Source organism: Chitinivorax sp. PXF-14, assembly GCF_040812015.1.
Classification (GTDB): domain Bacteria; phylum Pseudomonadota; class Gammaproteobacteria; order Burkholderiales; family SCOH01; genus JBFNXJ01.
On the sequence record NZ_JBFNXJ010000003.1, the window covers coordinates 170603 to 195556 of the forward strand.

At 62.3% G+C, this 24954-nt stretch carries 28 protein-coding genes and 3 tRNA genes; 5 read left to right on the forward strand and 26 right to left on the reverse strand.

Annotated features, from left to right (window positions below; all coding sequences use genetic code 11):
• Positions 1 to 3: 3 nt before the first annotated feature.
• The 4 genes from nrtS to ABWL39_RS05680 are packed head-to-tail and all read right to left on the reverse strand — an operon-like array spanning position 4 to position 2787.
• Positions 4 to 228 carry a nitrate/nitrite transporter NrtS gene (nrtS, locus tag ABWL39_RS05665; RefSeq protein WP_182594296.1) on the reverse strand — a complete coding sequence of 75 codons (225 nt, stop codon included), beginning with the start codon at positions 226 to 228 and terminating at the stop codon, positions 4 to 6.
• Positions 225 to 1178: an HD-GYP domain-containing protein gene (locus tag ABWL39_RS05670; RefSeq protein ID WP_367787956.1), complete on the reverse strand. Its 954-nt coding sequence runs from the start codon at positions 1176 to 1178 to the stop codon at positions 225 to 227. Before ABWL39_RS05670 ends, nrtS begins: the two co-directional genes overlap by 4 nt.
• Positions 1179 to 1216: 38 nt before the next feature.
• Positions 1217 to 2323 (reverse strand): FAD-dependent oxidoreductase, encoded by a 1107-nt coding sequence (locus ABWL39_RS05675; RefSeq protein ID WP_367787958.1) that lies wholly within the window; start codon positions 2321 to 2323, stop codon positions 1217 to 1219.
• Positions 2320 to 2787: a hypothetical protein gene (locus ABWL39_RS05680; RefSeq protein ID WP_198110532.1), complete on the reverse strand. Its 468-nt coding sequence runs from the start codon at positions 2785 to 2787 to the stop codon at positions 2320 to 2322. The genes ABWL39_RS05675 and ABWL39_RS05680 overlap by 4 nt, the downstream gene beginning before the upstream one ends.
• A gap of 146 nt (positions 2788 to 2933) precedes the next feature.
• On the opposite strand from ABWL39_RS05680, the gene mtnP reads away from it, so the two are divergent.
• Together mtnP and ABWL39_RS05690 are read left to right on the forward strand one after the other, a co-directional pair.
• Entirely contained in the window at positions 2934 to 3797 is an 864-nt protein-coding gene (mtnP, locus tag ABWL39_RS05685; protein ID WP_198110544.1) for an S-methyl-5'-thioadenosine phosphorylase, read from the forward strand.
• A gap of 202 nt (positions 3798 to 3999) precedes the next feature.
• Positions 4000 to 4908 (forward strand): LysR family transcriptional regulator, encoded by a 909-nt coding sequence (locus tag ABWL39_RS05690; protein WP_367787961.1) that lies wholly within the window; start codon positions 4000 to 4002, stop codon positions 4906 to 4908.
• A 293-nt stretch (positions 4909 to 5201) separates the two neighbouring features.
• On the opposite strand, the gene secA is transcribed toward ABWL39_RS05690, so the two are convergent.
• Positions 5202 to 7937, reverse strand: a complete 2736-nt coding sequence (gene secA, locus ABWL39_RS05695; protein ID WP_367787963.1) for a preprotein translocase subunit SecA — start codon at positions 7935 to 7937, stop codon at positions 5202 to 5204.
• Positions 7938 to 8230: 293 nt separating this feature from the next.
• On the opposite strand from secA, the gene ABWL39_RS05700 reads away from it, so the two are divergent.
• Positions 8231 to 8656 carry a DciA family protein gene (locus tag ABWL39_RS05700; RefSeq protein WP_367787965.1) on the forward strand — a complete coding sequence of 142 codons (426 nt, stop codon included), beginning with the start codon at positions 8231 to 8233 and terminating at the stop codon, positions 8654 to 8656.
• Between the two features lie 6 nt (positions 8657 to 8662).
• Here ABWL39_RS05700 and ABWL39_RS05705 read toward each other — a convergent pair whose 3' ends face one another.
• The 12 genes from ABWL39_RS05705 to tolB all read right to left on the reverse strand — a co-directional run bounded on the left by ABWL39_RS05705 (position 8663) and on the right by tolB (position 17184).
• On the reverse strand, positions 8663 to 8839 hold the full coding sequence (locus tag ABWL39_RS05705; protein WP_367787967.1) for a hypothetical protein: 177 nt from the start codon (positions 8837 to 8839) through the stop codon (positions 8663 to 8665).
• Between the two features lie 9 nt (positions 8840 to 8848).
• Positions 8849 to 9763, reverse strand: a complete 915-nt coding sequence (gene lpxC / locus ABWL39_RS05710; protein ID WP_367787969.1) for a UDP-3-O-acyl-N-acetylglucosamine deacetylase — start codon at positions 9761 to 9763, stop codon at positions 8849 to 8851.
• Between the two features lie 88 nt (positions 9764 to 9851).
• Positions 9852 to 11417: a diguanylate cyclase gene (locus tag ABWL39_RS05715; protein WP_367787971.1), complete on the reverse strand. Its 1566-nt coding sequence runs from the start codon at positions 11415 to 11417 to the stop codon at positions 9852 to 9854.
• Between the two features lie 143 nt (positions 11418 to 11560).
• The gene (locus ABWL39_RS05720; protein WP_367787973.1) at positions 11561 to 12412 is read right to left on the reverse strand and encodes a DUF4743 domain-containing protein; all 852 of its coding nucleotides are present in this window, start codon (positions 12410 to 12412) and stop codon (positions 11561 to 11563) included.
• A 213-nt stretch (positions 12413 to 12625) separates the two neighbouring features.
• A tRNA-Lys gene (locus tag ABWL39_RS05725) sits at positions 12626 to 12701 on the reverse strand.
• 51 nt (positions 12702 to 12752) lie between these two features.
• Positions 12753 to 12828 (reverse strand) — tRNA-Lys (locus ABWL39_RS05730).
• A 6-nt stretch (positions 12829 to 12834) separates the two neighbouring features.
• A tRNA-Lys gene (locus ABWL39_RS05735) sits at positions 12835 to 12910 on the reverse strand.
• Positions 12911 to 13006: 96 nt separating this feature from the next.
• Complete coding sequence (queC, locus tag ABWL39_RS05740) at positions 13007 to 13681, reverse strand: 7-cyano-7-deazaguanine synthase QueC (RefSeq protein WP_367787975.1); 675 nt, start codon at positions 13679 to 13681, stop codon at positions 13007 to 13009.
• Between the two features lie 131 nt (positions 13682 to 13812).
• Positions 13813 to 14460, reverse strand: a complete 648-nt coding sequence (gene queE, locus ABWL39_RS05745; protein WP_367787977.1) for a 7-carboxy-7-deazaguanine synthase QueE — start codon at positions 14458 to 14460, stop codon at positions 13813 to 13815.
• 43 nt (positions 14461 to 14503) lie between these two features.
• Entirely contained in the window at positions 14504 to 15319 is an 816-nt protein-coding gene (ybgF, locus tag ABWL39_RS05750) for a tol-pal system protein YbgF (protein WP_367787979.1), read from the reverse strand.
• Entirely contained in the window at positions 15319 to 15867 is a 549-nt protein-coding gene (gene pal / locus ABWL39_RS05755; protein ID WP_367787981.1) for a peptidoglycan-associated lipoprotein Pal, read from the reverse strand. Before pal ends, ybgF begins: the two co-directional genes overlap by 1 nt.
• Before the next feature lie 39 nt (positions 15868 to 15906).
• Positions 15907 to 17184 carry a Tol-Pal system beta propeller repeat protein TolB gene (tolB, locus tag ABWL39_RS05760; RefSeq protein ID WP_367787983.1) on the reverse strand — a complete coding sequence of 426 codons (1278 nt, stop codon included), beginning with the start codon at positions 17182 to 17184 and terminating at the stop codon, positions 15907 to 15909.
• A 130-nt stretch (positions 17185 to 17314) separates the two neighbouring features.
• Here tolB and ABWL39_RS05765 point away from each other — a divergent pair, with 130 nt between their 5' ends.
• Positions 17315 to 17869, forward strand: a complete 555-nt coding sequence (locus tag ABWL39_RS05765) for a hypothetical protein (protein WP_367787985.1) — start codon at positions 17315 to 17317, stop codon at positions 17867 to 17869.
• A 26-nt stretch (positions 17870 to 17895) separates the two neighbouring features.
• Here ABWL39_RS05765 and ABWL39_RS05770 read toward each other — a convergent pair whose 3' ends face one another.
• The 7 genes from ABWL39_RS05770 to ruvC form a co-directional block, all read right to left on the reverse strand.
• Complete coding sequence (locus ABWL39_RS05770; RefSeq protein ID WP_367787987.1) at positions 17896 to 18768, reverse strand: TonB C-terminal domain-containing protein; 873 nt, start codon at positions 18766 to 18768, stop codon at positions 17896 to 17898.
• The gene (gene tolR, locus ABWL39_RS05775) at positions 18765 to 19181 is read right to left on the reverse strand and encodes a protein TolR (RefSeq protein WP_367787989.1); all 417 of its coding nucleotides are present in this window, start codon (positions 19179 to 19181) and stop codon (positions 18765 to 18767) included. Before tolR ends, ABWL39_RS05770 begins: the two co-directional genes overlap by 4 nt.
• The gene (tolQ, locus tag ABWL39_RS05780) at positions 19178 to 19855 is read right to left on the reverse strand and encodes a protein TolQ (protein ID WP_367787991.1); all 678 of its coding nucleotides are present in this window, start codon (positions 19853 to 19855) and stop codon (positions 19178 to 19180) included. Before tolQ ends, tolR begins: the two co-directional genes overlap by 4 nt.
• 151 nt (positions 19856 to 20006) lie before the next feature.
• The gene (locus ABWL39_RS05785; protein ID WP_367787993.1) at positions 20007 to 20201 is read right to left on the reverse strand and encodes a hypothetical protein; all 195 of its coding nucleotides are present in this window, start codon (positions 20199 to 20201) and stop codon (positions 20007 to 20009) included.
• 8 nt (positions 20202 to 20209) lie between these two features.
• Entirely contained in the window at positions 20210 to 21280 is a 1071-nt protein-coding gene (gene ruvB, locus ABWL39_RS05790; RefSeq protein WP_367787995.1) for a Holliday junction branch migration DNA helicase RuvB, read from the reverse strand.
• A 7-nt stretch (positions 21281 to 21287) separates the two neighbouring features.
• Positions 21288 to 21887 (reverse strand): Holliday junction branch migration protein RuvA, encoded by a 600-nt coding sequence (gene ruvA / locus ABWL39_RS05795; RefSeq protein WP_367787997.1) that lies wholly within the window; start codon positions 21885 to 21887, stop codon positions 21288 to 21290.
• Between the two features lie 22 nt (positions 21888 to 21909).
• Positions 21910 to 22434 carry a crossover junction endodeoxyribonuclease RuvC gene (ruvC, locus tag ABWL39_RS05800; RefSeq protein WP_367787999.1) on the reverse strand — a complete coding sequence of 175 codons (525 nt, stop codon included), beginning with the start codon at positions 22432 to 22434 and terminating at the stop codon, positions 21910 to 21912.
• Between the two features lie 56 nt (positions 22435 to 22490).
• On the opposite strand from ruvC, the gene ABWL39_RS05805 reads away from it, so the two are divergent.
• Positions 22491 to 23144 (forward strand): PAS domain-containing protein, encoded by a 654-nt coding sequence (locus ABWL39_RS05805; protein ID WP_367788001.1) that lies wholly within the window; start codon positions 22491 to 22493, stop codon positions 23142 to 23144.
• A gap of 49 nt (positions 23145 to 23193) precedes the next feature.
• Here ABWL39_RS05805 and murU read toward each other — a convergent pair whose 3' ends face one another.
• Both murU and ABWL39_RS05815 read right to left on the reverse strand, forming a co-directional pair.
• On the reverse strand, positions 23194 to 23907 hold the full coding sequence (murU, locus tag ABWL39_RS05810; protein ID WP_367788003.1) for an N-acetylmuramate alpha-1-phosphate uridylyltransferase MurU: 714 nt from the start codon (positions 23905 to 23907) through the stop codon (positions 23194 to 23196).
• 7 nt (positions 23908 to 23914) lie between these two features.
• Positions 23915 to 24910, reverse strand: coding sequence for an aminoglycoside phosphotransferase family protein (locus tag ABWL39_RS05815; RefSeq protein WP_367788005.1), 996 nt, complete (start codon positions 24908 to 24910; stop codon positions 23915 to 23917).
• Positions 24911 to 24954: the final 44 nt, after the last annotated feature.

Sequence of the window (24954 nt, forward strand, 5' to 3'; positions counted from 1 at the left end):
GTGTCAGCCATTCCCTCTCCTGCTGAGTTCATTACGAACCGCTGAATAACTTGAAACCAAGTACGGTACCACGTAATTGAGCCCAAGTCGCCACCAGTCCAATCCCTGTCCTCCGATTAACGCAGGCCCCTGATTAATGACATTCAGCACCGTACCAACGAACAAGGCAATCCTGACCGCACCCGCGATAATGCGCGACGAAAACCACAGTTTGATCCCGAGTTTCATCGTTTACCTGATACTGGCAGTGCGCATGCCTTGAGCAACTCTTGCGCGGGCAACGCCGAAACGGCGTCCTGCACCGTCCGGGCGATCAGTGCGGCATCGATGTCGGGCGTCAGATCGGCAGCTTGCCCCTTGCAGCCGGTGGGGACGGCGCACAACAGGCCGTGCTCGTCACGGAGTTCAAATTCTCCCGTGCAGTTGCGGCAATAGACGTGATCGCCTGCATGGTGTTCACGTCTGATCACCAGAGTCGGACCGCACATGGGGCACTCGCGCAATGGAATTCCGTCATCGCTGTGACTGATCACATGATCCAGCACGCCGCGCCCACCCATCTCCAGAACAACCTCGGCAATCACAGAATCAAACTGCGCACCTTGTGCTTCTCCAATGATGGACAAGGCCCGGTCTCGCGGCATGCCCGGCCGGTATGGGCGGTGGCTGGTCATCGCGTCGAACGCATCACAAACCCCGACGATGCGCGCCATTGGAGGAACCGCGTCACCAGCCAAACCTCTTGGGTAACCGCGACCGTCCGGACGCTCGTGATGCAGCAGTACCGCATCCTGCACCAGCTCGACCAACGGATGCCCGGCCAATAGCTTGAGTCCGACGTCTGGATGGGTCTTGATGACGGCGTACTCCTCGTCAGTCAAGGCTCCGGTCTTACGCAAGATGGCGTCTGGAACGGCGATCTTGCCCAAGTCGTGCAGGAATCCCCCAAGGCTGATGCGGGTAGCATCGGCTTCGCCGTAGCCCAACTGCTCCGCAACCAGCCTGGCGTAGCGCGACACGCGCCACAGGTGTCCACCGGTATAGGGGTCACGCGCCTCGACCGCCCACGCCATGGTCATCAAGCTGGCCAGCAGATGCGAGGCATGCGTGGTCGCATCTTGCGGATCGAGACAATCCTCATTGGATAACCATCGACTCAGCGAAGTTAGCAAGGGCATGATGGCGTTCCTCCATTCTTGTGCGTTCAGGCGGGTGCCTACGGCGGCAAGCGCAATTGGCGGGCGATAAAACGACGATCAATGCTGTCTTTCCAGCGCCACACCCATCGCCCCTCGGCGCTGAAGCCGCCCCAGGACGCAATGGCGCGACGTTCGCCGCAGGCCAGCAGATACAAGGATGTGGCTCTTGGATGATAGGCATGCAGGCGTTCACCCAACAATGCGGCAGTCAGGTTTTGCGCGAGGATGGGGCCTGCATGAACGGCGTGAACGCCTGATCGAGCCATTGCAACATCGGTGCGCGCACAGACATCGCCCGACGCGAACACGTCACTGTGCGACAAGGTTCGGTGGAAGGCGTCAACGGCGATATGACCGTACTCGTCCAGCGTCAGTTTGGACAGTTTCAACCAGCAAGGCGCTCGCCCCCCCGTTGCGAGCAGCACGAGATCCGGACGTAGCTCGCGGCCATCGGCCAACATGATGCCATTGGGAACGCCAACCGCCCGCTGCTCATGTACTGCGATCCCGGCCTGGTGCAGGCAGCGCAGGGCACGCTGACGCACTGCCCGTCCATGCCCGGGCAACAAGCCAGAGTCCCCGGCAACCAAGTCCATGTCAATTTGATTGACGCCGCGCAGCGCTTCGCGCGCTGCCATGACCAACTCAAAGCCCGCCGCGCCACCGCCAATGACGGCGACATGAACACGCTCGCGACTGCGGGCGGAAGTGATCCATTTTGGCCACGCCACCACAAAGTCATCCAATGGCTTGACCGCGAGCAAGTTCTGGCCAACATCTTCAAACCAGGAGCCATCGGTTTCAGAGCCGGTGTCGAGCGACAAAAGGTCATATTCCAAGTGACGCTTGTCTGGCAGCGCAACGCAGCGACGATCTGCGTCCATGCCGACGACGGACGACTCGATCAGTTCAACACCAGCGGCGGCGCACAACGGGCGCAGATCGATGCGGATCTTCTCCAGCGGGTACACACCCGCCATCCACCCCGGCAGCATGCCGGAGTAGTGCTGAAAGGAAGACGGTGTCACCAGGGTGATGGACAATCCTTTTGGGCGACACTTCGCCAGATGGTGCAACACCGCGAGATGGGCATGCCCGCCTCCAGCGAGGATCAGTCTTTTCATCTGCGATCCAGACCAAAATGACGACGAATGGCATGCATCGCCTGCTGTCGGGTGTCTGGCCCCGCCAAATCGTCCTTGCTCAGATACAGAAGTCCGGTGGGACTGCCTAGCTCGGATCGGTTGAGCCCGCCGTCGTCCAGTCCAAGAACCTTGGGACTTAGTCCTGCCTGCTTTCCTATGCGCTCCAGGCTTTCCTTGGCTTTGGCGTAAGGCAATAACGCGGCAAACAGCAGCGGTAAGGTGGGGCGCGCTTGTCGCAGATGTTTGATGACTTCTTCCGCAGAAGCATCCATGGAAGAACTCACCGCAAGCGAAATCACAGCGCCAACGCAGCCACGCGACAGGTCAGCCAGCTCCGTTACCCTTTCGGCCTTGGAAACCTTGAAGCCAGCCTCTTCGAGAAAAGGCTTCATCTCGGAAACAATGAAGGTATGCGGCCGCGCCAGCAAAACGGTAGGGCTCATTCGAAGTTCTCCAGTCAGATCGTTTGAGGATTGGTCGCTCGGACATGCTTCGTTCTTACAGCGCACGAACTCCAATTTGAACGGTGTAAGAAATGAATCCCTTCGCACGACCAAGACGCATCTTTCGTGATCTGGATAAGGACGATATGAGCGACGCACTAATTGGCATCATCGGTGGAAGCGGGCTGTACCAACTGGATGGCCTTGAGCATGTTGGCGAGGAGCGTATCCAGACACCCTACGGCTCCACCTCGGACGTCGTAGTGACTGGGGACTTGAACGGTATTCGAGTCGCGTTTCTGGCGCGCCACGGGCGTGGCCACCGCCTGCTGCCGTCGGAGGTTCCCTATCGCGCCAACATCTATGCGCTCAAGCAACTGGGGGCTCGCTACCTCCTGTCCTTCTCGGCAGTGGGGTCACTGCGAGAGGACATGGCGCCGCTGAACTTCGTCCTGCCGGATCAGTACATCGACTTGACCAAACGCCGGGACAGCACTTTCTTCGGGGAAGGGGTGGTCGCGCACGTTTCCATGGCGCAGCCGGTCTGCTCAGTGACCTGCGAAGTTTTGTCGCGAGCCGTTCGTACCGTTCTTCCAGTTGATGTGCGCCTTCATCAAGGTGGCACTTACGTCTGCATCGAGGGCCCGCAGTTTTCAAGCCAAGCCGAGTCGAACTGGTATCGCAGTATGGGCGCCAGCATCATCGGAATGACCAACATGCCGGAAGCAAAATTGGCGAGAGAAGCGCAGATGGCCTATGCCAGTTTGGCCATGGTGACCGACTACGATTGCTGGCACCCTCGGGAGGCCCACGTTACAGCCGACATGGCTATCGCCAATCTGATGACGAATGCAGAACGCGCCAAGCTGGTGGCGGCCGAAGCGATCCGGGTCTTAGGTGCCGAGAAACCTGATTCTCCCGCGCATAACGCCCTACAGAGCGCTGTGGTTACTCCCGCCGAAGCCATTCCGGAAACGCTGAAACGGCAGCTTGCCGTTCTACTTCGCTAGGTATGGAAGATGGTCTTGGTCCAACTCCAATTGCCGAGCTGTTGGAATTGGAGAATGGCACCCACTGCAGCGAACTCACGGCCGTGCGGCTGAATGACTAAACGACGAGAGTCATATGCCGCGAGTGTGTCACGTGCGGTCCCGCGTAAGCGAAGGGGGCGGTTTCCCTTCGCCACGCGAAAACGCCGAGTAGGAGTCCGCATTGGAACTTAGACTACTGCGCTACTTCGTCGCGGTTGCAGAAGAACTGCATTTTGCGCGTGCGGCCGAGCGCCTTGGCATCGAGCAATCGCCCGTGTCCCGCGCTATGCGTCATCTTGAATCCAGGCTCGACGTGCAGTTGTTCGACCGCAGTGCAAACCAGACTCGACTGACCTGGGCCGGACAAGTGTTCCTCGGTGAGAGCCGGCGCGTGCTGGCCACGGTAGAGCAGGCGGTGAGTGCCGCAAAGGCGGCAGCGCAGGGCTACCAGAGCTACCTGCGCATTGCCATCTGCGACAGCCTGGCCCAGCCCCGGATCGCCACCTTGCTCGCGCGCAGCCGCGAGGAAGAACCGGAGCTGGAGATTCGCGTCGTCGAGTTGCCGTTCTCGCAGCAGCTCAAGGGCTTGCACACCGACCTGCTGGACGTAGGCTTTGCGCTCTCGGGGGTGGTCAATGACGGCTTGGTAGCCGAGCCGATGTGGATCGATCAGTTGTCGGTGATCGTCCCCGCGCGCCACCCGCTGCTGGCACACAAAGACGTCAAGCTCGCAGACGCGGTGAAGTTCCCGCTCGTGCTATGCCACCCGGACGCGGCGTCGGGCTGCCACGACCAGATCCAGGCGTTGCTCGATGGAGCCGAGCTGCCCTTGAAGGTGGTCGACCACGTGACCAGCCTGGGGGTGATGCTGACGTTGATCGGAGCGGGCTACGGGATCGGCTTCGCCATCGCTTCGCAGGTTCAGGCGCTGAACCGGCCGGACATCGCGACACGGCCGCTGGCGGGTGCACCGCCGATGCTCGCGACCTATCTGGTGCGACGCGGGGGCGAGCCCTCCGAGCCGTTGAAGCGCTTCATCAGCCGAGTGAAGCGCTTGAGTGGGCGGACTGCTGACCAGGCTGACGCCTAAGCAGACCGCGTCGGCTGTTGGTGGTCGAGGGCAGACAACGGTGGACGCGCTGCGTTGACTAGCGTGCCCCACTGGTACAATATACGGTCATATCTTGTGGAGCAAACAGGATAAATCCGTTGTCAGTCAACGGGTTGGCTGATTGGAAATGTTCCCTTCACCCGCTCCAGAATATAAAGCCAACCCTTGCGGGTTGGCTTTTTGTTTGCCTTGATGCCCCCCCCACCATCAGGAGGCCCGGCAAACAAAAAACCCGCCACAAGGGCGGGTTCTGTTGCAACGGCGGGACACGCTCAGTTCAGCTTGCCATGGCACTGCTTGTATTTCTTGCCCGATCCACATGGGCAGGGATCGTTTCGCCCAACGTGGGTGTACGCACCCGCAGCGGCCGGCTCGGCCCCTGTCTCATCGCCCGCTTCCAGATCAGCCGCCCCACCCGCCAGGGCCGAGCCGAAGTCTGCGTGGCGCAACTGCATGTTATCAGGCTCGTGCAGGCTCTCTTCGACGGCTTCGACATCTTCCTGACCACGAATCTGCACAGTCATCAGGATTTGCGTCACATCACGCTTCACACGATCGAGCATACCGGAGAACAGGTCAAACGCCTCTCGCTTATATTCCTGCTTAGGGTTCTTCTGCGCATAGCCACGCAGGTGAATACCCTGGCGGAGGTGATCCAGAGCCGCTAGATGTTCACGCCAGGCGTGATCCAGATTCTGCAGCATCACGGCGCGTTCGAATTGATGCATGGTGCCCGCGCCAACCAACTCGATCTTGGCTCCATAAGCGCGGTTTGCCTCGTCCGCAAGGCGGTGCAGCATGCCATCGGGATCCAGATGGTTGTCGGCCTTGAGCCAGTCCTGAATGGACACCTCGAGCAGCAATTCGCTGGCAAGCGCCTTTTCGAGACCGGCAATATCCCACTGCTCTTCGATGCTCTGCAGTGGCACATAGGTTTCAAAAATCGTCTGGATCACCCCTTCACGCATCCCGGTGACGGTTTCCGAAATGTCGTCGGCTTCCAACAACTCATTGCGTTGCTGGTAAATGACCTTGCGCTGATCGTTGGCCACATCGTCGTATTCTAGCAACTGCTTGCGGATATCGAAGTTGCGGCCTTCAACCTTGCGCTGGGCATTTTCGATGGCGCGGGTTACCCATGGATGCTCGATCGCCTCGCCTTCGGGCATCTTGAGGCGGTCCATGATGACTGCGACACGGTCGCCGGCAAAGATGCGCAGCAGCGGGTCGTCCAAAGACAGATAGAAGCGACTCGAGCCTGGGTCCCCCTGACGGCCGGAACGGCCGCGCAGCTGATTGTCGATACGGCGGGATTCATGGCGCTCGGTACCGACGATGTGGAGGCCACCCGCGGCCAGCACCTGATCATGAACCTTCTGCCATTCGTCACGGACAGCCTTGACCTGGGCCTGCTTGTCGGCCTCGGACAGACTCTCGTCGGACTCGATTGCAACGATACGCTTCTCGATATTGCCACCCAGCACGATATCGGTACCGCGGCCGGCCATATTGGTGGCAATCGTGATCATCCCCGGGCGACCGGCCTCGGCGACGATCTCTGCCTCACGCGCATGCTGCTTGGCATTGAGCACGTTGTGCGAGAGGCCTTCCTTGTTCAGCAGGTCGGACAGCAGCTCCGACGCCTCGATCGAGGTAGTGCCCACAAGCACCGGCTGCCCGCGGCGCTGGCAGTCCTTGATGTCATTATTGATGGCCTTGAATTTTTCGTTGGCCGTACGATAGACCTGATCCAGCGTATCCTTGCGCGAAATCGGCCGATGCGTCGGGATCACCACGGTTTCGAGACCATAAATCTGCTGGAATTCGTAAGCCTCGGTATCCGCCGTACCAGTCATCCCGCCCAGCTTGCTGTACATGCGGAAATAGTTCTGGAACGTGATCGAGGCAAGGGTCTGGTTCTCCTTGTTGATCGTCACGCACTCCTTGGCCTCCACCGCCTGGTGCAGGCCTTCCGACCAACGGCGGCCAGCCATCAGGCGGCCGGTGAACTCATCGACGATGACGACTTCGCCGTCCTGCACCACATAGTGCTGGTCTTTATGGTAGAGGTTATGCGCGCGCAAGGCGGCATAGAGGTGGTGCATCAGCGAGATATTGCCCGCGGAGTAAAGGCTGTCCCCCTCGCTCAGCATGCCGGCCTCGACCAGCAAGGCTTCGGCATGTTCGTGCCCGGCCTCGGACAGATTGACCTGATGCGCCTTTTCATCGACCCAGAAGTCGCCGTCGCCTTCCTCGGTTTCCTGGCGGATCAGCTTGGGAGCCACCGCATCCATGCGCTGATAGAGGTCGACATTGTCATCGGCCTGGCCGGAAATGATCAGCGGCGTACGCGCCTCATCGATCAGGATCGAATCGACTTCATCGACAATGGCGTAATTCAGGCCTCGCTGCACACGCTCTTCCGGCGAATAGACCATGTTGTCGCGCAGATAGTCAAAACCGAACTCATTGTTGGTGCCGTAGGTGATATCGGCGGCATAGGCCTGCTGCTTGGTGTCGTGCTCCATCTGCGACAGGTTGATGCCGACCGATAGGCCCAGGAAGTTATACAGGCGCCCCATCCATTCCGCATCGCGGCGAGCCAGGTAGTCGTTGACCGTGATGACGTGCACGCCCTTGCCGGAGATGGCGTTCAGGTAGGCCGGCAGCGTCGCGACCAGTGTCTTGCCTTCACCGGTGCGCATCTCCGAGATCTTGCCATAGTGCAGCACCATGCCGCCGATTAGTTGCACGTCGAAATGGCGCATCTTCAGCACCCGCTTCGATGCCTCGCGGCAGACGGCAAAGGCCTCCGGCAGCAGTTGATCGAGCGTCTCGCCCTTTTCGTGGCGGGCCTTGAGCTCGCCCGTCTTCGCCTGCAACTCCGCATCCGTTAGCTTGGCAATCCCCTCTTCCAGGGCATTGATACGGGTGACAGTCTGGCGATATTGCTTGATCAGACGGTCGTTGCGGCTACCGAAAATCTTCTTGAGGACGTTGGCAATCATGGGCGTTTCTTATCATTGTGCCGCGCGGGTTGCGGCTTCTTTAAGTTTTTTGCAAATGCCGGAGAGCATATCTATCACCCCCACGGCTGTACAATTCTTGACGGCAGAGCCGTGTTCGCGGCTATTCCATCGGCATTTTGCCGGTCGATGCAAAACCTTTGCATGGTATCACAGCACTCCATCGCCTGGCATGACAGCGCAACGAATCAACGGATGGGCCGCGCTTGAGTTGACCTTGGCGCAGAGGCCCCAGCTCGATAAGATTAGGTCTTAGCGCAAAGATTCAAGCCGATATGCCCCAACTCCTCGATTTATTACCGAAAAGTGAACTCTCGGTATTCAAGCGCGCACTGCAGACCTTGGCGCTGCAGAACAGGATCGCGCCCCTGCTGCCCAATCAAGGCCAAGGCATGCAGGTGGTACGGTGGGATGGCACGGCGCTCGTGATTTTTGCATCGAGCGGCAGCCTTGCCACCCGCTTGCGCAACCAGGCGCCAAGCATCATCGAGCGGCTCAAGCAGGCCGGGATTCCCGTCAGCGACCTCAAGGTCAAGGTGGCCGTGAACGTGCCCCCAAACAAACCGGCCAAGCGCGCGGTGATGAGTGATGAGGCACTGGCATCGCTGGAACGCTGCAGCGAGCAGGTACACGATACCCGCCTCAAGGCGAGCCTGGACGCGCTGATCCGCCGTCAGCGCAAGCTGATTCGTTTCGACTAGGGGCCGTCAAGCAAGCGCGCCACGGCGAAATAGACCACCATCAGCAGAAAGGCCACCAAGCCAGTCTTGGCGAGCAAGGATGGCGTGATTCAGATAGCGGCGCTCGCGCGTCGCGAACGCCAGCAGGACAAGCCCAGTGCAAACCAGGGCCAGCACCACACCCAGCAGCCTGAGCCAGCCCATGATCCGGGTTTAGATCGCCAACGGCTGCAGACGATGGAAGGAGTTGGGCACCTGTTCGGGACGCTCGAACGTCACCCATTCCCAGGCACTCTGATCGGCCAACAGCGCCCGCAGCAGCTTGTTGTTCATCATGTGACCGGACTTGAAGCCAGAGAAGGCACCGATCAACGGGTGGCCGAGGATGTAGAGGTCACCGATCGCATCGAGGACCTTGTGCCGGACGAACTCATCCTCGTAGCGCAGGCCATCGCCGTTGAGCACGCGATATTCGTCGAGCACGATGGCGTTGTCGAAGCTGCCGCCCCGCCCCAGGCCCATCTCACGCATCATCTCGACCTCGTGCATGAAGCCGAAGGTGCGAGCACGGCTGATCTCGGACACGAAGCTGGTGTCGGCAAAGTCGATGGTGACCGACTGGCTGGAGCTGCTGATTGCCGGGTGACGGAACTCGATGGTCAGCGACACTTTATAGCCATTGTGCGGATCGAGCCTGACCCACTTGTCGCCGTCGCGCACCTCGACCGGCTTCAGAATACGCACGAAGCGCTTGGCGGCGTGCTGCTCGACGATGCCGGCCTGCTGCAGTAGAAACACGAAGGTTGCCGCGCTGCCGTCCATGATCGGCGTTTCCTGCGCATCGATGTCGACGATGATGTTGTCGATACCCAGGCCGGCAAACGCGGACATCAAGTGCTCGATCGTCGCGACGCGCACGCCATCCTTGACCAGGGTGGACGACAGGCGGGTGTCATTGACCAGGTCGGGCGCCACCACGAACTCCGGCACCTCGGGCAGGTCGACGCGTCGGAACACGATCCCCGTGTCGACTGGTGCGGGACGCATATGCAGGGTAACGCGGTCGCCCGAGTGCAGGCCCACGCCACCAGCCTTGATCGGATTCTTGAGGGTGCGCTGTTTGATCATCGCGGCATCAGTCAATACGCAATTGAATGCGTAAATTCTAACATATCGAAAAGTTATACCTGATTGACAAAATCAATCACGGCAATCATCAACCCGGAACTTCTTCGACTGCAGCGGTGCTGACGCGGTTCCGCCCGCCACGCTTGGATACGTAAAGCGCCTCGTCCGCCGCGTTGACCAGGTCATCGACGCTGGCAAACGCCAGGGAATCCGCCACCCCTGCACTGAACGTGATGTTGAAGCGAGTCTCGCGGTAAGGGTGCTCGATCAGGGCAAAATCCTGGCGAATGCGGTTGATCACGGCGGCGGCCTGCTCTGCGGACGCCCCCACCAGGCCGACGACAAACTCTTCGCCACCGTAACGGCCCACGATGTCGTGCTTGCGCAGGCGCTGCTTGAGCAGCCAGGCCAGGCTACGGATGATCTGGTCGCCGACGGGATGGCCGTAGGTGTCGTTGACCTTCTTGAAGTAGTCGATGTCGAGCATGGCGACCGCCAGCGGCACCTTCTCCTTCTGTGTCTGCGTCAGCGCGGCATCCAGCGCGGTCTTGGTGCTCGTGTGGTTGAGCAGGCCAGTCAGGCTGTCGTGATACATCGACCGCCGCAGCGCCCGATAGCGCTCGATCTTGCTCTTGACGATGGCGTTGAGGAACACCGGGTTGAACGGCTTGGTCAGGAAATGATCGCCGCCCAGCCGCAAGGCATCGACCTGTAGCGCCACATCGGTCTCACCCGAGAGATAAACGATCGGGATCGACAGGAATTCGTTGTGCTGCCGAATCACGCGCGCAGCCTCGACCCCGGTGCAGTTGGGCATGTACATGTCCATCAGGATCAGGTCTGGCACGAACTGGCGTACCGCATCCAGTACCTGCAAAGGGTCGTGAATCGCCTGGGTGATGATCTGATTTTCTTCCAGCGCACGCTGAATGACGCGCGATGCGGTCAGCGAATCCTCCACCACCAGCACGCGGAACGGCTCCTGATCCTGCGGATCATTGAGCTCGAGAATCTGTGCGACCACCCCCTGCAGGGCTGAACCCACCGGGAAACACCAGTCCGCCCCGCTCTTGAGCGCCAGCTGCAGCATACGAAAATCCGACGGCACCGACAGGCAGATGATCTGTGCCAGCCCGTGCTCGTTCCGCATGGCCTTGAGCCCGGCGGCCCAGTCACCCTCCTGCTGCCCGGCGATGTCGAACAGGATCAGTGGGTTGGGTGGCGCATCGACAGGCAGGGGCTGCCCCCAAGGCAGGCTCCGTATGGTGACGCCGAAATAGCCAAGCTGAGCCAGCAAGTCCTGCCACGGATCGGTGCTATGGCCGACAAACCAGAGGTTGCCCGCCTGACGCAGCTCAGCCGCCGCACTACTCTGGCGGCGCTCATCCAGGCGCTCGGTCACCTGGATATAGTTCTCGACCAGACGGGAGAGCGCATGGACCCGCTCATGCAGGTCCTGCATTGCCATGTCGGATACCGGATGGGCGTGCTCATCGCCAAACAGTGACAGGGCGATCTGCTCAAGCTCGCGACTGGCGTGCAGCAACCCACTGACCGCCTTATCGATCAGGAACTCCGTGAAGCTGTTGAGCGACACGGCGAATTCGACAAAATTCTCGAAGCTGGGAGCCTTGCGATAGCGCTGCCAAGTCATCAGCAGTGCTTGATTTTTTTGAGCAAGGTCGACGGGTGAGCAGGGCATTGGGGTAGTCGTTCTTGTTGATCTTGGCCATTCGTGAGGCCACGGCCATGCTCACGCGGCATGACAAGCGCCCTATTCTATTGCATTCCCTTTCATCAAGCACTGCTCTCTGTCAAGCGGCGCAACATGGCATGCAACTCCGCAGCCAGGGGGGCCGGCCAAACACCCCGCTGCAGCAGGCTCCAGACGATCACCAGCGCCGCATCGACGGTGAAGCGATCGGCAACAATCTGCGCCAGCACCTGCTCGATACCCAGCAAGGCGTGCTCGGCAACTTCCCCATCCCGGCCAACGGGTGCAAATCCGGCCGGTAGGTCGAGGTCGTAGAGATACAGGCACTCGTCATGAAAGCCATCGTCCACGGCCCTGCACACGCGGCATTGCCCGAGATAACGGGCCTGAGCGGAGAGCGACGCCGGCACGCCGGATTCCTCCTCCGCCTCGCGCAGCAGGGTGCGCCGAGGCTGCTCGCCGGCAGTGACGCCGCCTCCAGCGAGGTTGTCCCAGCGGCCCGGATCAACCGCCTTGCTGTCGCTGCGTCGCGCCACCCACATGGCGTCGCCCCCATCAGCGTAGCCATTCAGATGAACAGCGCAGGACATCAAGCCAAATCGCCGGAACGCACCGCGCTCCATGTCGAAAAGCGGCCGCCCCCCACCCCTCGGCGTGAAAGCAAAACGCTCGCCGCGCCACCCGGGAAACCAGCCATCGCCACACAGGGACTCACACACCGCAGCCATGGCATCGGTCAAGCCGGCTCCGGTTGCGGCAAAGGCCACACCGCTGGGCGAACACGCAAAGGTGGCCGGAAAGGCCCGCAACGCGGCAGCGAATGCAGGGGATACCCAGCCCACCCTCGCGCCGTCGAGACTCAAGGGCAAACACCCTATTGGCTCAAGGCACAATCGGTCGGAGAAGTACTTGATCAGGTGAGTGGTATCGACCATGAGAACCGGCCCTTCATTGCCAAACGGCAGTCAGCCCAATAGTTGATGCCGTCGATACCCAGCATAGGCGCCAACACACCGAGATTCGGCGTACCACGGGCGAATGCTGGCGATACGAACAAGGCTGCTCTGAAGACTGGACGATGGCCGCACCGCGCATACGAACGCCGAGGCATAAATTGAAACTGATCTGGATAAAGCAGAGGAGGGAGATGGTGGGTTGTGAGTGGCTCGAACACTCGACCTACGGATTAAGAGTCCGCTGCTCTACCAACTGAGCTAACAACCCATCTTGCTGCAACTGACGTGGAATCGCATTATACCGATTCCTGGGAAAAACTGGTGGGTCGGGCGAGACTCGAACTCGCGACCAACGGATTAAAAGTCCGCTGCTCTACCGACTGAGCTACCGACCCTGGTTTTGGTGGGTTGTGAGTGGCTCGAACACTCGACCTACGGATTAAGAGTCCGCTGCTCTACCAACTGAGCTAACAACCCCCAGGAAGGGCGGCATTATACAGACTGAATTTCAGCTGTCAATCAATCGCACCGTATTTTTTTCCGTCAGCAAACAACACCGACCGACAAGCACGGTTAACGATAGTGTGTCGGGTCAGCGACACCCGCGGCCACAAAGCCTTCGCGGCGCAATCTGCACGAATCGCACTTGCCGCAGGCGCGGCCCTCATCATCGGCCAGGTAGCAGGAAACCGTGAGGCCATAATCGACGCCGAGGCGGGTGCCTTCGGCCACGATCTGCGCCTTGCTGAGAGCGATCAGCGGCGTGTGGATCTTGAATGGCTTACCCTCGATCGCGATGCGGGTGGCCAGATTGGCCATATGCTCGAACGCCTCGATGTACTCGGGCCGGCAGTCCGGGTAACCGGAGTAATCGACCGCGTTGACGCCGACCCAGATATCCTGCGCCTCGAGCACCTCCGCCCAGGCCAGGGCATAGGACAGCATGATGGTGTTGCGTGCCGGGACGTAGGTGATCGGGATCACGCCCTCCTGCACCCCGTCTGTCGGCACGTCGATCGAGGTGTCGGTCAGCGCCGAGCCGCCGAATGCCGCCAGGTCGATCGTGGCAATGCGGTGCTCCTTGGCGCCAAGCGCCTTGGCGACACGGCGGGCCGCGGCCAGCTCGGCCGAATGGCGCTGCCCATAGAGGAAGCTCAGGCAATAGCACTCGAAGCCCTGCGCACGGGCCTGCGCGAGAACCGTGGCGGAGTCGAGCCCGCCGGAAAGGAGAATGACGGCTTTTTTCATGGTATTCCTGTCCCAGAGCGATCAGCGATGCGCAACCGCAGTCACTACCCCTGCCGCGCAGGGGGCGCACGCTATAGATATAAGCGATAACGGCCCGCGATGCGGGCCGAGACAACGAGCAGGCGGCCAACTCAGCGGCCGGGAATATTCCCCCACAGCACTTTGTGCAGCTGCAGCTGGAATCTAACCGGCAGGCGGTCTCGCAGCACCCAGTCGGCCAATTCGGTGGCGCTCACGCCACCGTTAACCGGCGAGAACAGCACGCCGCATCGCAGGTGCAGCTGCTGCTCCTGCACGACCTGGCGGGCCCACTCGTAATCGGCCTCGTGGCAGATGACGAACTTGATCTCGTCGAGCGGGGTCAAGGTTTCCAGATTGGGCCAGTGGTTGCGCATGACCTCGCCCGAGCCCGGCGTCTTGATATCCATGATCTTCGAAACGCGCGGGTCAACGCTGTCGAGCGGCAACGCGCCGCTGGTTTCGAGCGATACCGAATACCCCTCGTCGCACAGCCGCTTCAGCAGCAACAGGCAGCCCTTCTGCGCCAGCGGCTCGCCGCCTGTCACGCACACATAGGGGGTGCCGTGGCTGCGCACCTCGTCGAGGATACGCTCCATGCGCTGCAACTGGCCACCGTGAAAGGCATACTCACTGTCGCAGTAGCCGCAGCGCAGGGGGCAGCCGGTCAGGCGGACGAACACGGTCGGCAGGCCGACACGACTGGTCTCGCCCTGCAGGGAATAGAAGATTTCGGTGATACGTAAGCTGTCTGTTGGCATGGCGGAAACGGTTGTCGCCATGCAAAACGACAACCGTCTGTAGTTATTTTAGACTGCCGAGCAGGTGTTTGGCCTTGTCGGCCGCGGGTGTCAGCGGGTATTTGGCAACCACGTCTTCCAGGGTCTTGCGTGCGGCCTTCTTGTCGCCCTGCTCGAGCTGGTTTGCCGCGATGTTGAACAACGCATCGGGCGCCTTGTTGCTATCGGGCCAGCTGGCAAGCAGCTTCTGCTGCGTGGCGATCGCGCCCTTGTAGTCGCGCTGCGCCGTCAACGACATGCCGGTCCAGTATTGCGCGTTCGACGCAAGCTTGCCGTCCGGGAACAGGCGCATGAACTCCTTGAACCCAGCCGCGGCACCAACGTAGTTGCCAGACTTGTAGAGGCCAAAGGCGGCATCGTATGCGGCCTGCTCACCCGCCGCCGGCGCCTTGTCCGCCGTGGCTGCGGGCTTGTCGGCCGGTACCGTCGCAGCCGGCACCGTGCCACCGCCACCGCCACCGTCCGGCTCGACTGCGCGTAAGCGGCTATCCAGATCGACATACAGGTCCTTCTGGCGCTTTTGGGTCTGCTCGACGTTGTATTCAAGCACCTCCAGCTGGCCGCGCAGCTTGGCCAGCGCGTCGTTTTGCGAGTCGAGCTGCGATACCAGATTGGCGATCTTGAAATTGTCGACCCGGTTCTCGAGCTTGCCGAGGCGATCGGCCAGCGCCTGGTTCTGCTGCTGCAGATCGGTGACCTGCCGCTGCAGGTCGGTGATCATCTTGCGCGCCTCGGTGTCGTCGAAAATGCCCGCCTGCGCGCTGCCGGCCGCAGCCAGCAGGACAAGCGGAAGCAATAGGCGGCGGAACGGGTGGCTCATCACTTGTCGTCGGTGTAGGCGATGTCGGCGCGACGGTTGGCGGCATAGGCCTCTTCGTCATGGCCTTGTGCCTTGGGCTTTTCTTCACCGAAGCTGACCGATTCGAGCTGGCTCTCGGATACGCCGAGCGTCGCCATCATCTTCTTCACCGCTTCGGCACGCTTCTGGCCCAGCGCCAGGTTGTACTCGCGGCTGCCGCGCTCGTCGGTGTTGCCTTCGATCTTCACCTTGAGCTTGCGGTTGTCGCTCAGGTACTTGGCGTGCGCCTCGACCAAGGGCTTGTAGTCATCCTTGACCGTATACTTGTCGTAGTCGAAGTACACGCTGCGCTCGGACAGCTTGTTGTTCGGGTCCTGGTGCGGCGGCAGCTTCGCGCCGCTCAGGCTGTCGTCGGTGACGGGCTTGGTTTCGGCCTGGGGCTGGGTCGGTGCAACAGTCCTGGTCTCGGTCTTGTTCTCAACCTGCGCCTTCTGTTCCGGCTGGGGCGTGCTTGCGCAGGCAGCCAGCAGGCTTACAAGCAACGCACTCATCATCAACTTCATATTCATCTTGTTCTCCAGAAAAATCGTTCGGGTTCAGTGCCGTGCTTATTGCGCGTAAGGGCCCCAGGCGGGCTCTCGCACATCGCCGGATTGCACGCGCAGGCGCTGCTTGACGCGCCCATCGCTGGACACGGCAGCCAGCACGCCACGGCCACCTACCTCGGTTGCATAAAGAATCATTTTACCGTTCGGCGCAAAAGAAGGCGACTCGTCCGCCCCGGTGTCGGACAGCGTGTTGGTCACACCGGAGGCCAGATCCATCAACGCGACCTGGAACCGCCCGCCTTCCCGCTTGATGAAGGTCAGGCTCTTGCCGTCCGGGCTCCAGGCCGGGCTCACGCAATAGCCGCAGTCGAAGGTGATGCGACGCGCATCGCCGCCACCGGCGCTCATCATGTAGATTTGCGGGCTGCCGCCGCGATCGGAGGTGAAAGCGATACGGCGGCCATCCGGCGAATAATCAGGCTCGGTGTCGATGCCGCTGCTCTGGGTCAGGCGCGCCAGGCCACTGCCATCGGCATTCACGCCGTAAATCTGCGACAGGCCATCCTTGGTCAGCACCACGGCGAGTTTGGTTCCGTCGGGCGCCCAGGTCGGGGCGCTGTTATTGCCCTTGGCCGCCGACACGATGCGGCGTTGCCCCGTTGCCAGCACATGTGAGAACACGATCGGCTTGCGCTGCTCGAACGACACATAGGCCAGCCGCGTGCCATCGGCAGACCAGGCCGGCGAGATGATGGGCTCGTTCGACGCCAGCACGGTCTGCTCGTTGTAGCCGTCCGCATCAGCCACCTGCAGGGAGTAGCGCTTGCCCTGCTTGAGCACGTAGGCGATCTTGGTGGCGAAATAGCCCCGGTCGCCGGTCAGCTTTTCGTAGATGGCATCGGCCATCTTGTGCGCGGTCAGGCGCGCCTGGCTGGCCTTGATCATGTAGCCGACACCGGTCAGCTGCTGCTTGCGCACCACGTCCATCAGGCGGAAGCGCACACTGTAGCTGCCATCGCCGTTGTCGCTGACGGCGCCGATGGCGACTGCCTCGGCCCCGCGATTCTGCAGGTCGGCATAATTGAGCTGACCGGGCTCGACCGGCAGGGGGCTAGGGCTGCCCGGGTCGATCAGCTTGAACAGGCCGCTACGTGCCAGATCGGCCTGTACCACGGCAGTAATGCCGGCGGGCAGCGAGTCTTCCTTGCCGAGCGGCATGATGGCGACCGGAATCTGCTTGGCGCCCCCGCCGATGATCTCGATGGTCATGGCAGCGCGGGCCTGCAACGCCGCAAGCGCCAGGCAGAGCATCACAGAGAGTCGAGCGAGTTTCGACATCGTCACCTTCCTTTTTCCATGCCGGCAGCGTGCCGGCCCTTTGCTATAACACATTCAAGCAAGCGCACCACAGCCGCGCCTGCGGCAATTCGGCACTCACCCCACAACGTCTCTCGCGGCGAGACCCACCATGGCGGACGACCCCAAGCAGACCAGCTTCTGGCAGACCTTGCCCGGCATACTGACCGCGGTCGGCGGGATCATCACGGCCGTATCGGTGCTCGTCGCCACGCTAAATCATGCCGGCCTGCTGGGCGACAGCACCGCCAAGCCACGCACCGAGGCAGTGCAGCCGCCTGCCAGCCATGCCACGCCGGCAGCAGCGCCCAGCCCCACCACCACCACCACCACCGGCAGCAACACAGCCGAGCCACCCGCCGCGGCGCAACTGGCACCCAGCGCGGCTCGCGACGAGCCACAGCCGGCCCGCCCGCGCTACGTCATGCGCGCGGTGTTCTATGGCGATCCGGCAAACTACTTCGTCACCGAGAACGACGACATCGTCGGTGTCGACCCCAGCGGCATCATGCTCTCGGTGGGCCGGCGCACGCCGCCAACGGTGATCGGCTTTGCCTGGATGTACCAGACCCCCTACATCACCTACGGCGTCGATCCGCAAGGCCGCATCTGGAACCGCCTGCCCAATGGCCAGCCGGTACAGATCGGCTACATCATGTCGCCGTAGCAGCGCGTCAGGCCGATGCGGCAGGCTCAATCGTTGGGGCGGAACTCGAGCGTCAGCACCCGGAACTGCTGAAACGACACGCCCGCCGGCAATGGCGGGAAAGGGCTCGACTTGCTGATGGCCCGCTCGATCGAATCGTCGTAGGCCTGATTGCCGCTCGATTTGAGCTTGCTGACGCTGAGCACCTCCATGCTCGGCAGCAGCTTGACCTCGAACACCGCCTTCGGGTTGCCTTTCAGCTCATCGGGCACCAACACGTTGCGCCTGACCTTGGCCGTCAACTGGGCAACGTAATCGCCGATCGCCCCCTGGCGCGCCACTTCCTGTGCGGCCCGTGCCTTGGCCTCAGCCTGCGCCGCCGCAGCGGCGACAGCCTGGATGGCCGCAGCGGCATTGCGGGCAGCCACCTTGGCATCGTCGGGCTTGGCCTCAACTTTCTTCGGCTCGACTTTGGGCTCGGGCTTCTTTGGCTCGGCTTTGGTGTCGGGCTTGGGTTCCGGCTTTTTCACCTCGGGCTTGGGTTCGACCTTGAGCTCGGGCTTCTTGATTTCGGGTTTCTTGGGTTCAGGCTTCGGCTCCGGCTTGGGCTCCGCTTTGTGCTCGGGCTTTTTGGGCTGCTTGAGTTCGATATCGGCCTTCCTGGGCGGCGCCTCGGGCGCGACTTCCGGTGCAGGCCTTTCCACCCTACGTTCCGGCTTGGGCTCAGGCCTGGGCCGCGGGGCGGGTGTCGCCACAGCTCTGGGTGCTGGCATCGCCGCCCACAGCTCGACCGCGACGGGCGCCTGCTCCTTATTCTTCCACTGCAGGCCGACGAACATCAGCGCAAAGAACAGCAGATGCACGCCCAATGCCAGTGCCAGCGACAGCCCTCGCCTCTCTGCGCGCTCGGGTCGGTTCATTTGGCCTCGGGCCGCACCAGCAGCCCCACGCGGGCAATCTGCTCGCGCTGCAGTCTATCCATTACCTTCATCACGGCTTCGTACTTGACGTTCTTGTCCGCCGAGATCACCACCGGGCGCTCGGCCTTGGCGGCGAGCCTGTCCTTGATGCGCGACACCAGCTCGTCGAGCGCCAGCTGGCGCTCGTTGCTCTTGCCTTCGGGGTCGCGCAACGTCAGCTCGCCCTTGGCGTCGATCGATACTTCGAGCGGCGCGGCCGGCGGGGTCTCGGCCTTGCCGACCGAGGGCAGATTGACGACACCGGGCTGCATCATCGGCGCGGCGACCATGAAGATCACCAGCAGCACCAGCATCACGTCGATGTAGGGCACGACGTTCATCTGCGCCATGGCGCGACGACGGCGTCGGCTCATTTATGCGCTCCCTGGCGCTGCAGGATGTTGGAGAACTCCTCGATGAAGCTCTCGAAACGCACAGCCAGGCGATCGATGTCGGCGGCAAAACGGTTGTAGGCAATCACCGCGGGGATCGCGGCGAACAGGCCGATGGCCGTGGCGACCAGCGCCTCGGCGATGCCCGGCGCGACGTGCGCGAGCGTGGCCTGCCCCACGCTGCCGAGCGCGCGGAACGAGTTCATGATGCCCCACACGGTGCCGAACAGGCCCACATACGGGCTGACCGAGCCGACCGTGGCGAGAAACGACAGGTGCGCATCGAGGTGATCGAGCTCGCGCTGTGACGCGGCCTTCATCGCACGGCGCGTGCTATCCATCACGTCGGCGAGCTCCGCGCCCGGGGTGCGGCGCTGCTTGAGAAACTCGGAGAAGCCGGCCTCGAAGATGCGTTCGAGCGCCAGCGAATCGCCGCCCTGCACTTCGCCATACAGCTTGTTGATGTCGGAGCCGCTCCAGAAGCGGCCCTCGAAGTCCAGAGTGCGGCGCACGGCCTGCTTGATGCTGAAGGTCTTGCTGAAGATGTGCCACCACGACACCATCGATGCAAACGCCAGCAAGGCCATGACCAGCTGCACCACCACGCTCGCGTTGGCAATCAACCCGAGCATCGACAAATCCTGACTTGTCTCCATGAACGCTTATCGAAATCCTGGCAAAAGGTGAATGATACCGTGAGAAACGGGAATAGTTCCCAACATGCGTGCACGGAAATATCGCGACCACGGTGCACCGGCCGCATCCAAGGCCGGCGGGAAGCACGCCGGCCAGGTTAGCAGCAGGCCATCACAGCCATTTGAAGAGGATGATGGGCAGCAGGATCAGCGCGATGGCGAGCTTGATGAGGTGCATTACCAGCACCGGGTCGAGCGGTACCACGGCAGGCGCGGGCTCGGCCACCGGCGCCGCTTCCGGTGGCAGGTCGGCGCGCGCGGCCTCGGTCGCCTGATAGCTTGCGACAGCCTCGTTGGCATCAGCCATATGGCCGCCTAGCGCCCGCTAGCTCCCCACAGGTCCCCGCTCGACAATTGCGGAGCCTGCAGGCCGAAATGCTGGTAGGTGCTGAGCGTGGCGACACGCCCGCGCGGCGTGCGCTGCAGCAGGCCCTGCTGGATCAGGTAGGGCTCCAGCACATCCTCGATCGTGTCGCTGCTCTCGCCGATGGCGGCCGCGACGTTATCAAGCCCGACCGGGCCACCGCCGAACTTGTGCAGGATCGCATTGAGCAGCTTGCGGTCCATCACATCGAGGCCAGCATGGTCGACATCGAGCATCGACAATGCGGCATCCGCCACTTCGCGCGTGACATGGCCATCGGCGCGCACCTCGGCGAAGTCGCGCACGCGCCGCAACAGGCGGTTGGCGACACGCGGCGTGCCGCGCGAGCGGCGAGCGATCTCGAAGGCGCCCTCTGCCGCCGTCTGCACATTGAGCAGGCTGGCCGAACGCTGGACGATCTTGGTCAGCTCGTCCGGCGTGTAGAACTCGAGCCGCGCAACGATGCCGAAACGGTCGCGCAAGGGGTTGGTCAGCATGCCGGCACGCGTCGTGGCGCCGACCAGCGTGAATGGCGGCAGATCGAGCTTGACCGAGCGTGCGGCCGGCCCCTCGCCGATCATGATATCGAGCTGGAAGTCCTCGAGCGCCGGGTACAGGATTTCCTCGACCACCGGGCTCAGGCGGTGGATTTCGTCGATGAACAGCACGTCGTGCGGCTCGAGATTGGTCAGCAATGCGGCCAGGTCGCCGGCGCGCTCGAGTACCGGCCCCGAGGTCTGGCGCAGGTTGACGCCGAGCTCGCGCGCGATGATGTGGGCGAGCGTGGTCTTGCCCAGGCCTGGCGGGCCGAACAGCAGCACGTGATCGAGCGCCTCGCCGCGCTTCTTGGCCGCCTCGATGAAGATATTGAGCTGGCCGCGCGCCTTTTCCTGCCCGACGTATTCGTCCAGCAATTTGGGGCGCAGCGCGCGCTCCAGCGCCTCTTCCTGCGAAGACAGCTTCTGTGCGGTGACCACGCGGTCTTCGGCTGGGGCGGATTGCAGCCTGTCGGTCTGGATCATTTAGGCATCAACTCTTGGCAAGGCTCTTGAGCGCCAGGCGAATGCCCTCGCTCACGCCGACATCGGCCGGCAGGGGCTTGATCGCGGCGGCGGCTTCGCGGTCATTGTAGCCGAGGGCCAGCAGGGCGTTAATGATGTCGCTGCGCTCGGAGGCCGGGCTGGCCGGCAGGGCGCTGCCGGCGGCGAGCGGGGCACCGCCGCCGTCGAAGCTGAGCTTACCGCGCAGCTCGAGCACCAGGCGCTCGGCGGTCTTTTTGCCGATGCCCGGTATCTTCGACAGCCGGGCCACGTCCTCACCGGCAATCGCCAGCGCCAGTTCGTCGGCATTCATACCGGAGAGGATGGCTAGGGCGATCTTGGGCCCGATGCCGGAAATCTTGGTGAGCTGGCGGAAGGTCTCGCGCTCGGCGCGCGTGGCGAAACCGAACAGCAGATGGGCATCCTCGCGCACGACATGGTGCGTGTACAGCGTGACCTTCTCGTTCAGGTGGGGCAGCACGTAGAAAGTGCTCATCGGCACATCGATCTCGTAGCCCACGCCGTTCGCGTCGACGACGATCTGCGGCGGCTGTTTCTCGATCAATGCCCCGGTAATTCTGCCTATCATGTCGGTCCTTAAGGTATGTGTATCAGGCGAGGCGGCCGCGCTTGACGCGCAGCCCCTGCTTGGCCAGCGCGCCGGCAAGCTGGCCGCTGTGATTGGCGTGGCACAGGGCACAGGCCAGCGCATCGGCCGCATCGGCCTGCGGGTAGCCCTCGAGCCGCAACAGGCGCTTGACCATCTCCTGCACCTGCTCTTTCGCGGCATGGCCGTTGCCGACCACCGCCTGCTTGACCTGCAACGCAGTGTACTCGGCGACGGGCAGCTCGCGCATCACCACGGCGGAGATCGCCGCGCCGCGCGCCTGACCCAGGAGCAAGGTGGATTGCGGATTAACGTTGACGAATACCTGCTCGACGGCAACCTGCGTCGGCTGATATTCGGCGATGATCTCGAACAGGCCGTCGATGATGGTCCTGAGCCGCCCGGGCAGGCCGGCTTCCTGCGCTGTCCGGATACAGCCGCTCGCTACGTAGCTGCGCGACTGGCCTACCACGTCGATCACGCCGAAGCCAGTCACCCGCAAGCCGGGGTCGATTCCAAGTACGCGCATTATTGATCGCCAAATGCTAATGTAAGAATTATAACGACAAGCTTATGAGTCAGCCGATGTCACCTAGCGATATGGATGCATCGGATCAACGCGAGCTCGCTTCACAAGCGGGCCTGGCCTTGATCGATGCCATGGACGAACTCTTCATCGTCGCCGACGAGGCGGGCCACCTGTTGTTGCTGAACCCGGCTGCCCGGCGCCTGCTGGGCACGGCGCACGAGAGCCCCTCCCACCTCAACTATGCCGACCTGATGCCCGCCTGGGCGCACACCATTCTGCTGCAGACGGCGCTCCCGCTGGTCATCGCCGAGGGTAAATGGAGCGGCGAAATCGCGCTCTTGGGCGCCGATGGCGCCGAGGTCCCGGTCAGGCTGCAGATGGTGGCACGGCAGTCGCACCCTGACAGCCCGCCCATCCATCTGCTGCTAGGCCACAACCTGAGCGGCGAGCAGCGGCGCGAGCATGCGTTGAACCGCGCGCGGCAGGATGCCGAGAACAGCAACCACGTACGCGGACAGTTCCTGAGCAATATCGCCTCGCAACTGAAGGCGCCGCTCGCCACCCTGGGTGAGTCGCTCGAACAGATCGATCACAGCAATGCGTTGCCGGCCGTGCAACAAACCCACCTGAAACTGGCGCAGGACTACACGCGCAAGATGCGCCGTTTCATCGACGACGTGCTAACCTACATCCAGCTCGAAAGGCTGTAACGGCGGCATCCAGCCGGCCACGCAGGCCCAGCCTGAGTCACCTCTCCGCTTAGCCCGCGCCGCCGGCCGGGCTCTGCCGCACGTGCCGGTCCACCGTAGCAAGCTCGTCGGGCGTGCCGACATTGAACCACGCGCCGCTGAAATGCTCCCCGCTCACCTTGTGCTGCGCAATCGCCGGCAATAGCAGGTCCACCAGCTTCATCCGGGCGCCCGGCGGCACCGGGTCGAAGAAGGACGGCACGAAGCAGGACAGGTTGCCGAACGTCAGCCGCCCACTGTCGGCAATGGCAAGCAAGCCCTGCGCCAGCGCGAAATCGCCGCGCGGGTGGAACGGCGGGTTGTCGACCATCACCAGATGCGCCGTGCGTCCGCAGCCAGGCTGGCGCAGGTCATCGATGACACGGGCCAGGACGCGGTAATCGTACTCGGTGTAGATGTCGCCGCTGACCACCGCGAACGGCTCACCCCCCAGCAGTGGCAGCGCCCTGGCAATGCCGCCGGCGGTCTCCAGCGCCTGGGCCTCGGGTGAATAAACGATCCCGACCCCGTAGCGGCGGCCGTCTCCGAGCCGTTCCTCGATCTGTGTCCCGAGCCAGGCGTGGTTGATGACGATGCGGCGGAAGCCTGCATCACGCAGGCGCTCGATCTGCCATTCGATCAGCGCCTTGCCGCCCACCTGCAGCAAGGGCTTGGGCGTGGCGTCGGTCAGCGGGCGCATGCGTTCGCCGCGCCCGGCGGCGAGGATCATTGCTGTGTAGGACATGGCCGCCTCAGAAGGTGTAACCGACCTGAGGCAGCACGCCCTCGATCTGGTCCATCAGTTTCAACAGTGGCTTGAGCGCGATGTAGCGCTGGGCGGTGCGGCGCAGATAGCCCCACACGCGCGGAATGTCGGCCAGGTAGCCGGTCTTGCCGTCGCGGTGCGCGAGCCGCGCGAAGATGCCGACGACCTTGAGCTGGCGCTGTGCGCCCATGATCTCGAACTGCCTGTAGAACTCGGTCGGATCGTCATGCACCGGCAAACCGGCCTTGCGCGCACGCTCCCAGTAGCGGATGACAAGGTCGAGCACCTGCTCCTCCTCCCACTCGACGTAGGCGTCCTTCAACAAGGACATGAGGTCATAGCTGATCGGCCCGTAGAGCGCACCCTGGAAGTCGAGCACGCCAGGGTTGGGCTCGCACACCATCAGGTTGCGCGAGTGGTAGTCGCGATGTACGTACACCTTGGGCTGGGACAGCGCGTTGTCGAGCACCACGCGTCGCGCCTCGGCGAGCCAGCCCTGCTGCTGGGCCGAAAGCTCGATCCTGGCCACCTTCGGCACATACCATTCGGCGAACAGATCGACCTCGCGCGCCAGGAAGGCTTCGTCATAGTCGGGCAGCACACCCGAGCGGCTGGCGAGCTGGATCTTGATCAGCGTGTCGATCGCATCGAGATACAGGCGCTGCATGGTGTCGGCATTGAGCGCCTGCTGGTAGGTGGTGTTACCGAAATCCTCGAGCAGCATCAGGCCTTGTTCGAGGTCGCAGGCATGAATCTGCGGCACGTGCACGCCGGCCTCGCCGAGCACGCCGCGAATCTGCACGAAGGGGCGGCTGTCCTCGAGCTCGGGTGGCGCATCCATGACGATGCGGGTGCTGCCATCAGCGAACTGAGCTCGGAAATAACGGCGCTGGCTGGCATCGGCGGAGGCCGGCGACAGGGTGTAGGCCTGCCCCACACACACGCCGGCGAGCCAGGATTCGATTTGCTGCATTCGATGCATGAAAGACTCGATCCACATTTGGCGATAGAATGCCTAATTTTATC

Coding starts and splice junctions, on each gene's coding strand:
- nrtS (WP_182594296.1), bottom strand. CDS start 228: ATGAAACTCGGGATCAAACTGTGGTTTTCGTCGCGCATTATCGCGGGT.
- ABWL39_RS05670 (WP_367787956.1), bottom strand. CDS start 1,178: ATGCCCTTGCTAACTTCGCTGAGTCGATGGTTATCCAATGAGGATTGT.
- ABWL39_RS05675 (WP_367787958.1), bottom strand. CDS start 2,323: ATGAAAAGACTGATCCTCGCTGGAGGCGGGCATGCCCATCTCGCGGTG.
- ABWL39_RS05680 (WP_198110532.1), bottom strand. CDS start 2,787: ATGAGCCCTACCGTTTTGCTGGCGCGGCCGCATACCTTCATTGTTTCC.
- mtnP (WP_198110544.1), top strand. CDS start 2,934: ATGAGCGACGCACTAATTGGCATCATCGGTGGAAGCGGGCTGTACCAA.
- secA (WP_367787963.1), bottom strand. CDS start 7,937: ATGATTGCCAACGTCCTCAAGAAGATTTTCGGTAGCCGCAACGACCGT.
- ABWL39_RS05700 (WP_367787965.1), top strand. CDS start 8,231: ATGCCCCAACTCCTCGATTTATTACCGAAAAGTGAACTCTCGGTATTC.
- ABWL39_RS05705 (WP_367787967.1), bottom strand. CDS start 8,839: ATGGGCTGGCTCAGGCTGCTGGGTGTGGTGCTGGCCCTGGTTTGCACT.
- lpxC (WP_367787969.1), bottom strand. CDS start 9,763: ATGATCAAACAGCGCACCCTCAAGAATCCGATCAAGGCTGGTGGCGTG.
- ABWL39_RS05715 (WP_367787971.1), bottom strand. CDS start 11,417: ATGACTTGGCAGCGCTATCGCAAGGCTCCCAGCTTCGAGAATTTTGTC.
- ABWL39_RS05720 (WP_367787973.1), bottom strand. CDS start 12,412: ATGGTCGATACCACTCACCTGATCAAGTACTTCTCCGACCGATTGTGC.
- queC (WP_367787975.1), bottom strand. CDS start 13,681: ATGAAAAAAGCCGTCATTCTCCTTTCCGGCGGGCTCGACTCCGCCACG.
- queE (WP_367787977.1), bottom strand. CDS start 14,460: ATGCCAACAGACAGCTTACGTATCACCGAAATCTTCTATTCCCTGCAG.
- ybgF (WP_367787979.1), bottom strand. CDS start 15,319: ATGAGCCACCCGTTCCGCCGCCTATTGCTTCCGCTTGTCCTGCTGGCT.
- pal (WP_367787981.1), bottom strand. CDS start 15,867: ATGAATATGAAGTTGATGATGAGTGCGTTGCTTGTAAGCCTGCTGGCT.
- tolB (WP_367787983.1), bottom strand. CDS start 17,184: ATGTCGAAACTCGCTCGACTCTCTGTGATGCTCTGCCTGGCGCTTGCG.
- ABWL39_RS05765 (WP_367787985.1), top strand. CDS start 17,315: ATGGCGGACGACCCCAAGCAGACCAGCTTCTGGCAGACCTTGCCCGGC.
- ABWL39_RS05770 (WP_367787987.1), bottom strand. CDS start 18,768: ATGAACCGACCCGAGCGCGCAGAGAGGCGAGGGCTGTCGCTGGCACTG.
- tolR (WP_367787989.1), bottom strand. CDS start 19,181: ATGAGCCGACGCCGTCGTCGCGCCATGGCGCAGATGAACGTCGTGCCC.
- tolQ (WP_367787991.1), bottom strand. CDS start 19,855: ATGGAGACAAGTCAGGATTTGTCGATGCTCGGGTTGATTGCCAACGCG.
- ABWL39_RS05785 (WP_367787993.1), bottom strand. CDS start 20,201: ATGGCTGATGCCAACGAGGCTGTCGCAAGCTATCAGGCGACCGAGGCC.
- ruvB (WP_367787995.1), bottom strand. CDS start 21,280: ATGATCCAGACCGACAGGCTGCAATCCGCCCCAGCCGAAGACCGCGTG.
- ruvA (WP_367787997.1), bottom strand. CDS start 21,887: ATGATAGGCAGAATTACCGGGGCATTGATCGAGAAACAGCCGCCGCAG.
- ruvC (WP_367787999.1), bottom strand. CDS start 22,434: ATGCGCGTACTTGGAATCGACCCCGGCTTGCGGGTGACTGGCTTCGGC.
- ABWL39_RS05805 (WP_367788001.1), top strand. CDS start 22,491: ATGTCACCTAGCGATATGGATGCATCGGATCAACGCGAGCTCGCTTCA.
- murU (WP_367788003.1), bottom strand. CDS start 23,907: ATGTCCTACACAGCAATGATCCTCGCCGCCGGGCGCGGCGAACGCATG.
- ABWL39_RS05815 (WP_367788005.1), bottom strand. CDS start 24,910: ATGCATCGAATGCAGCAAATCGAATCCTGGCTCGCCGGCGTGTGTGTG.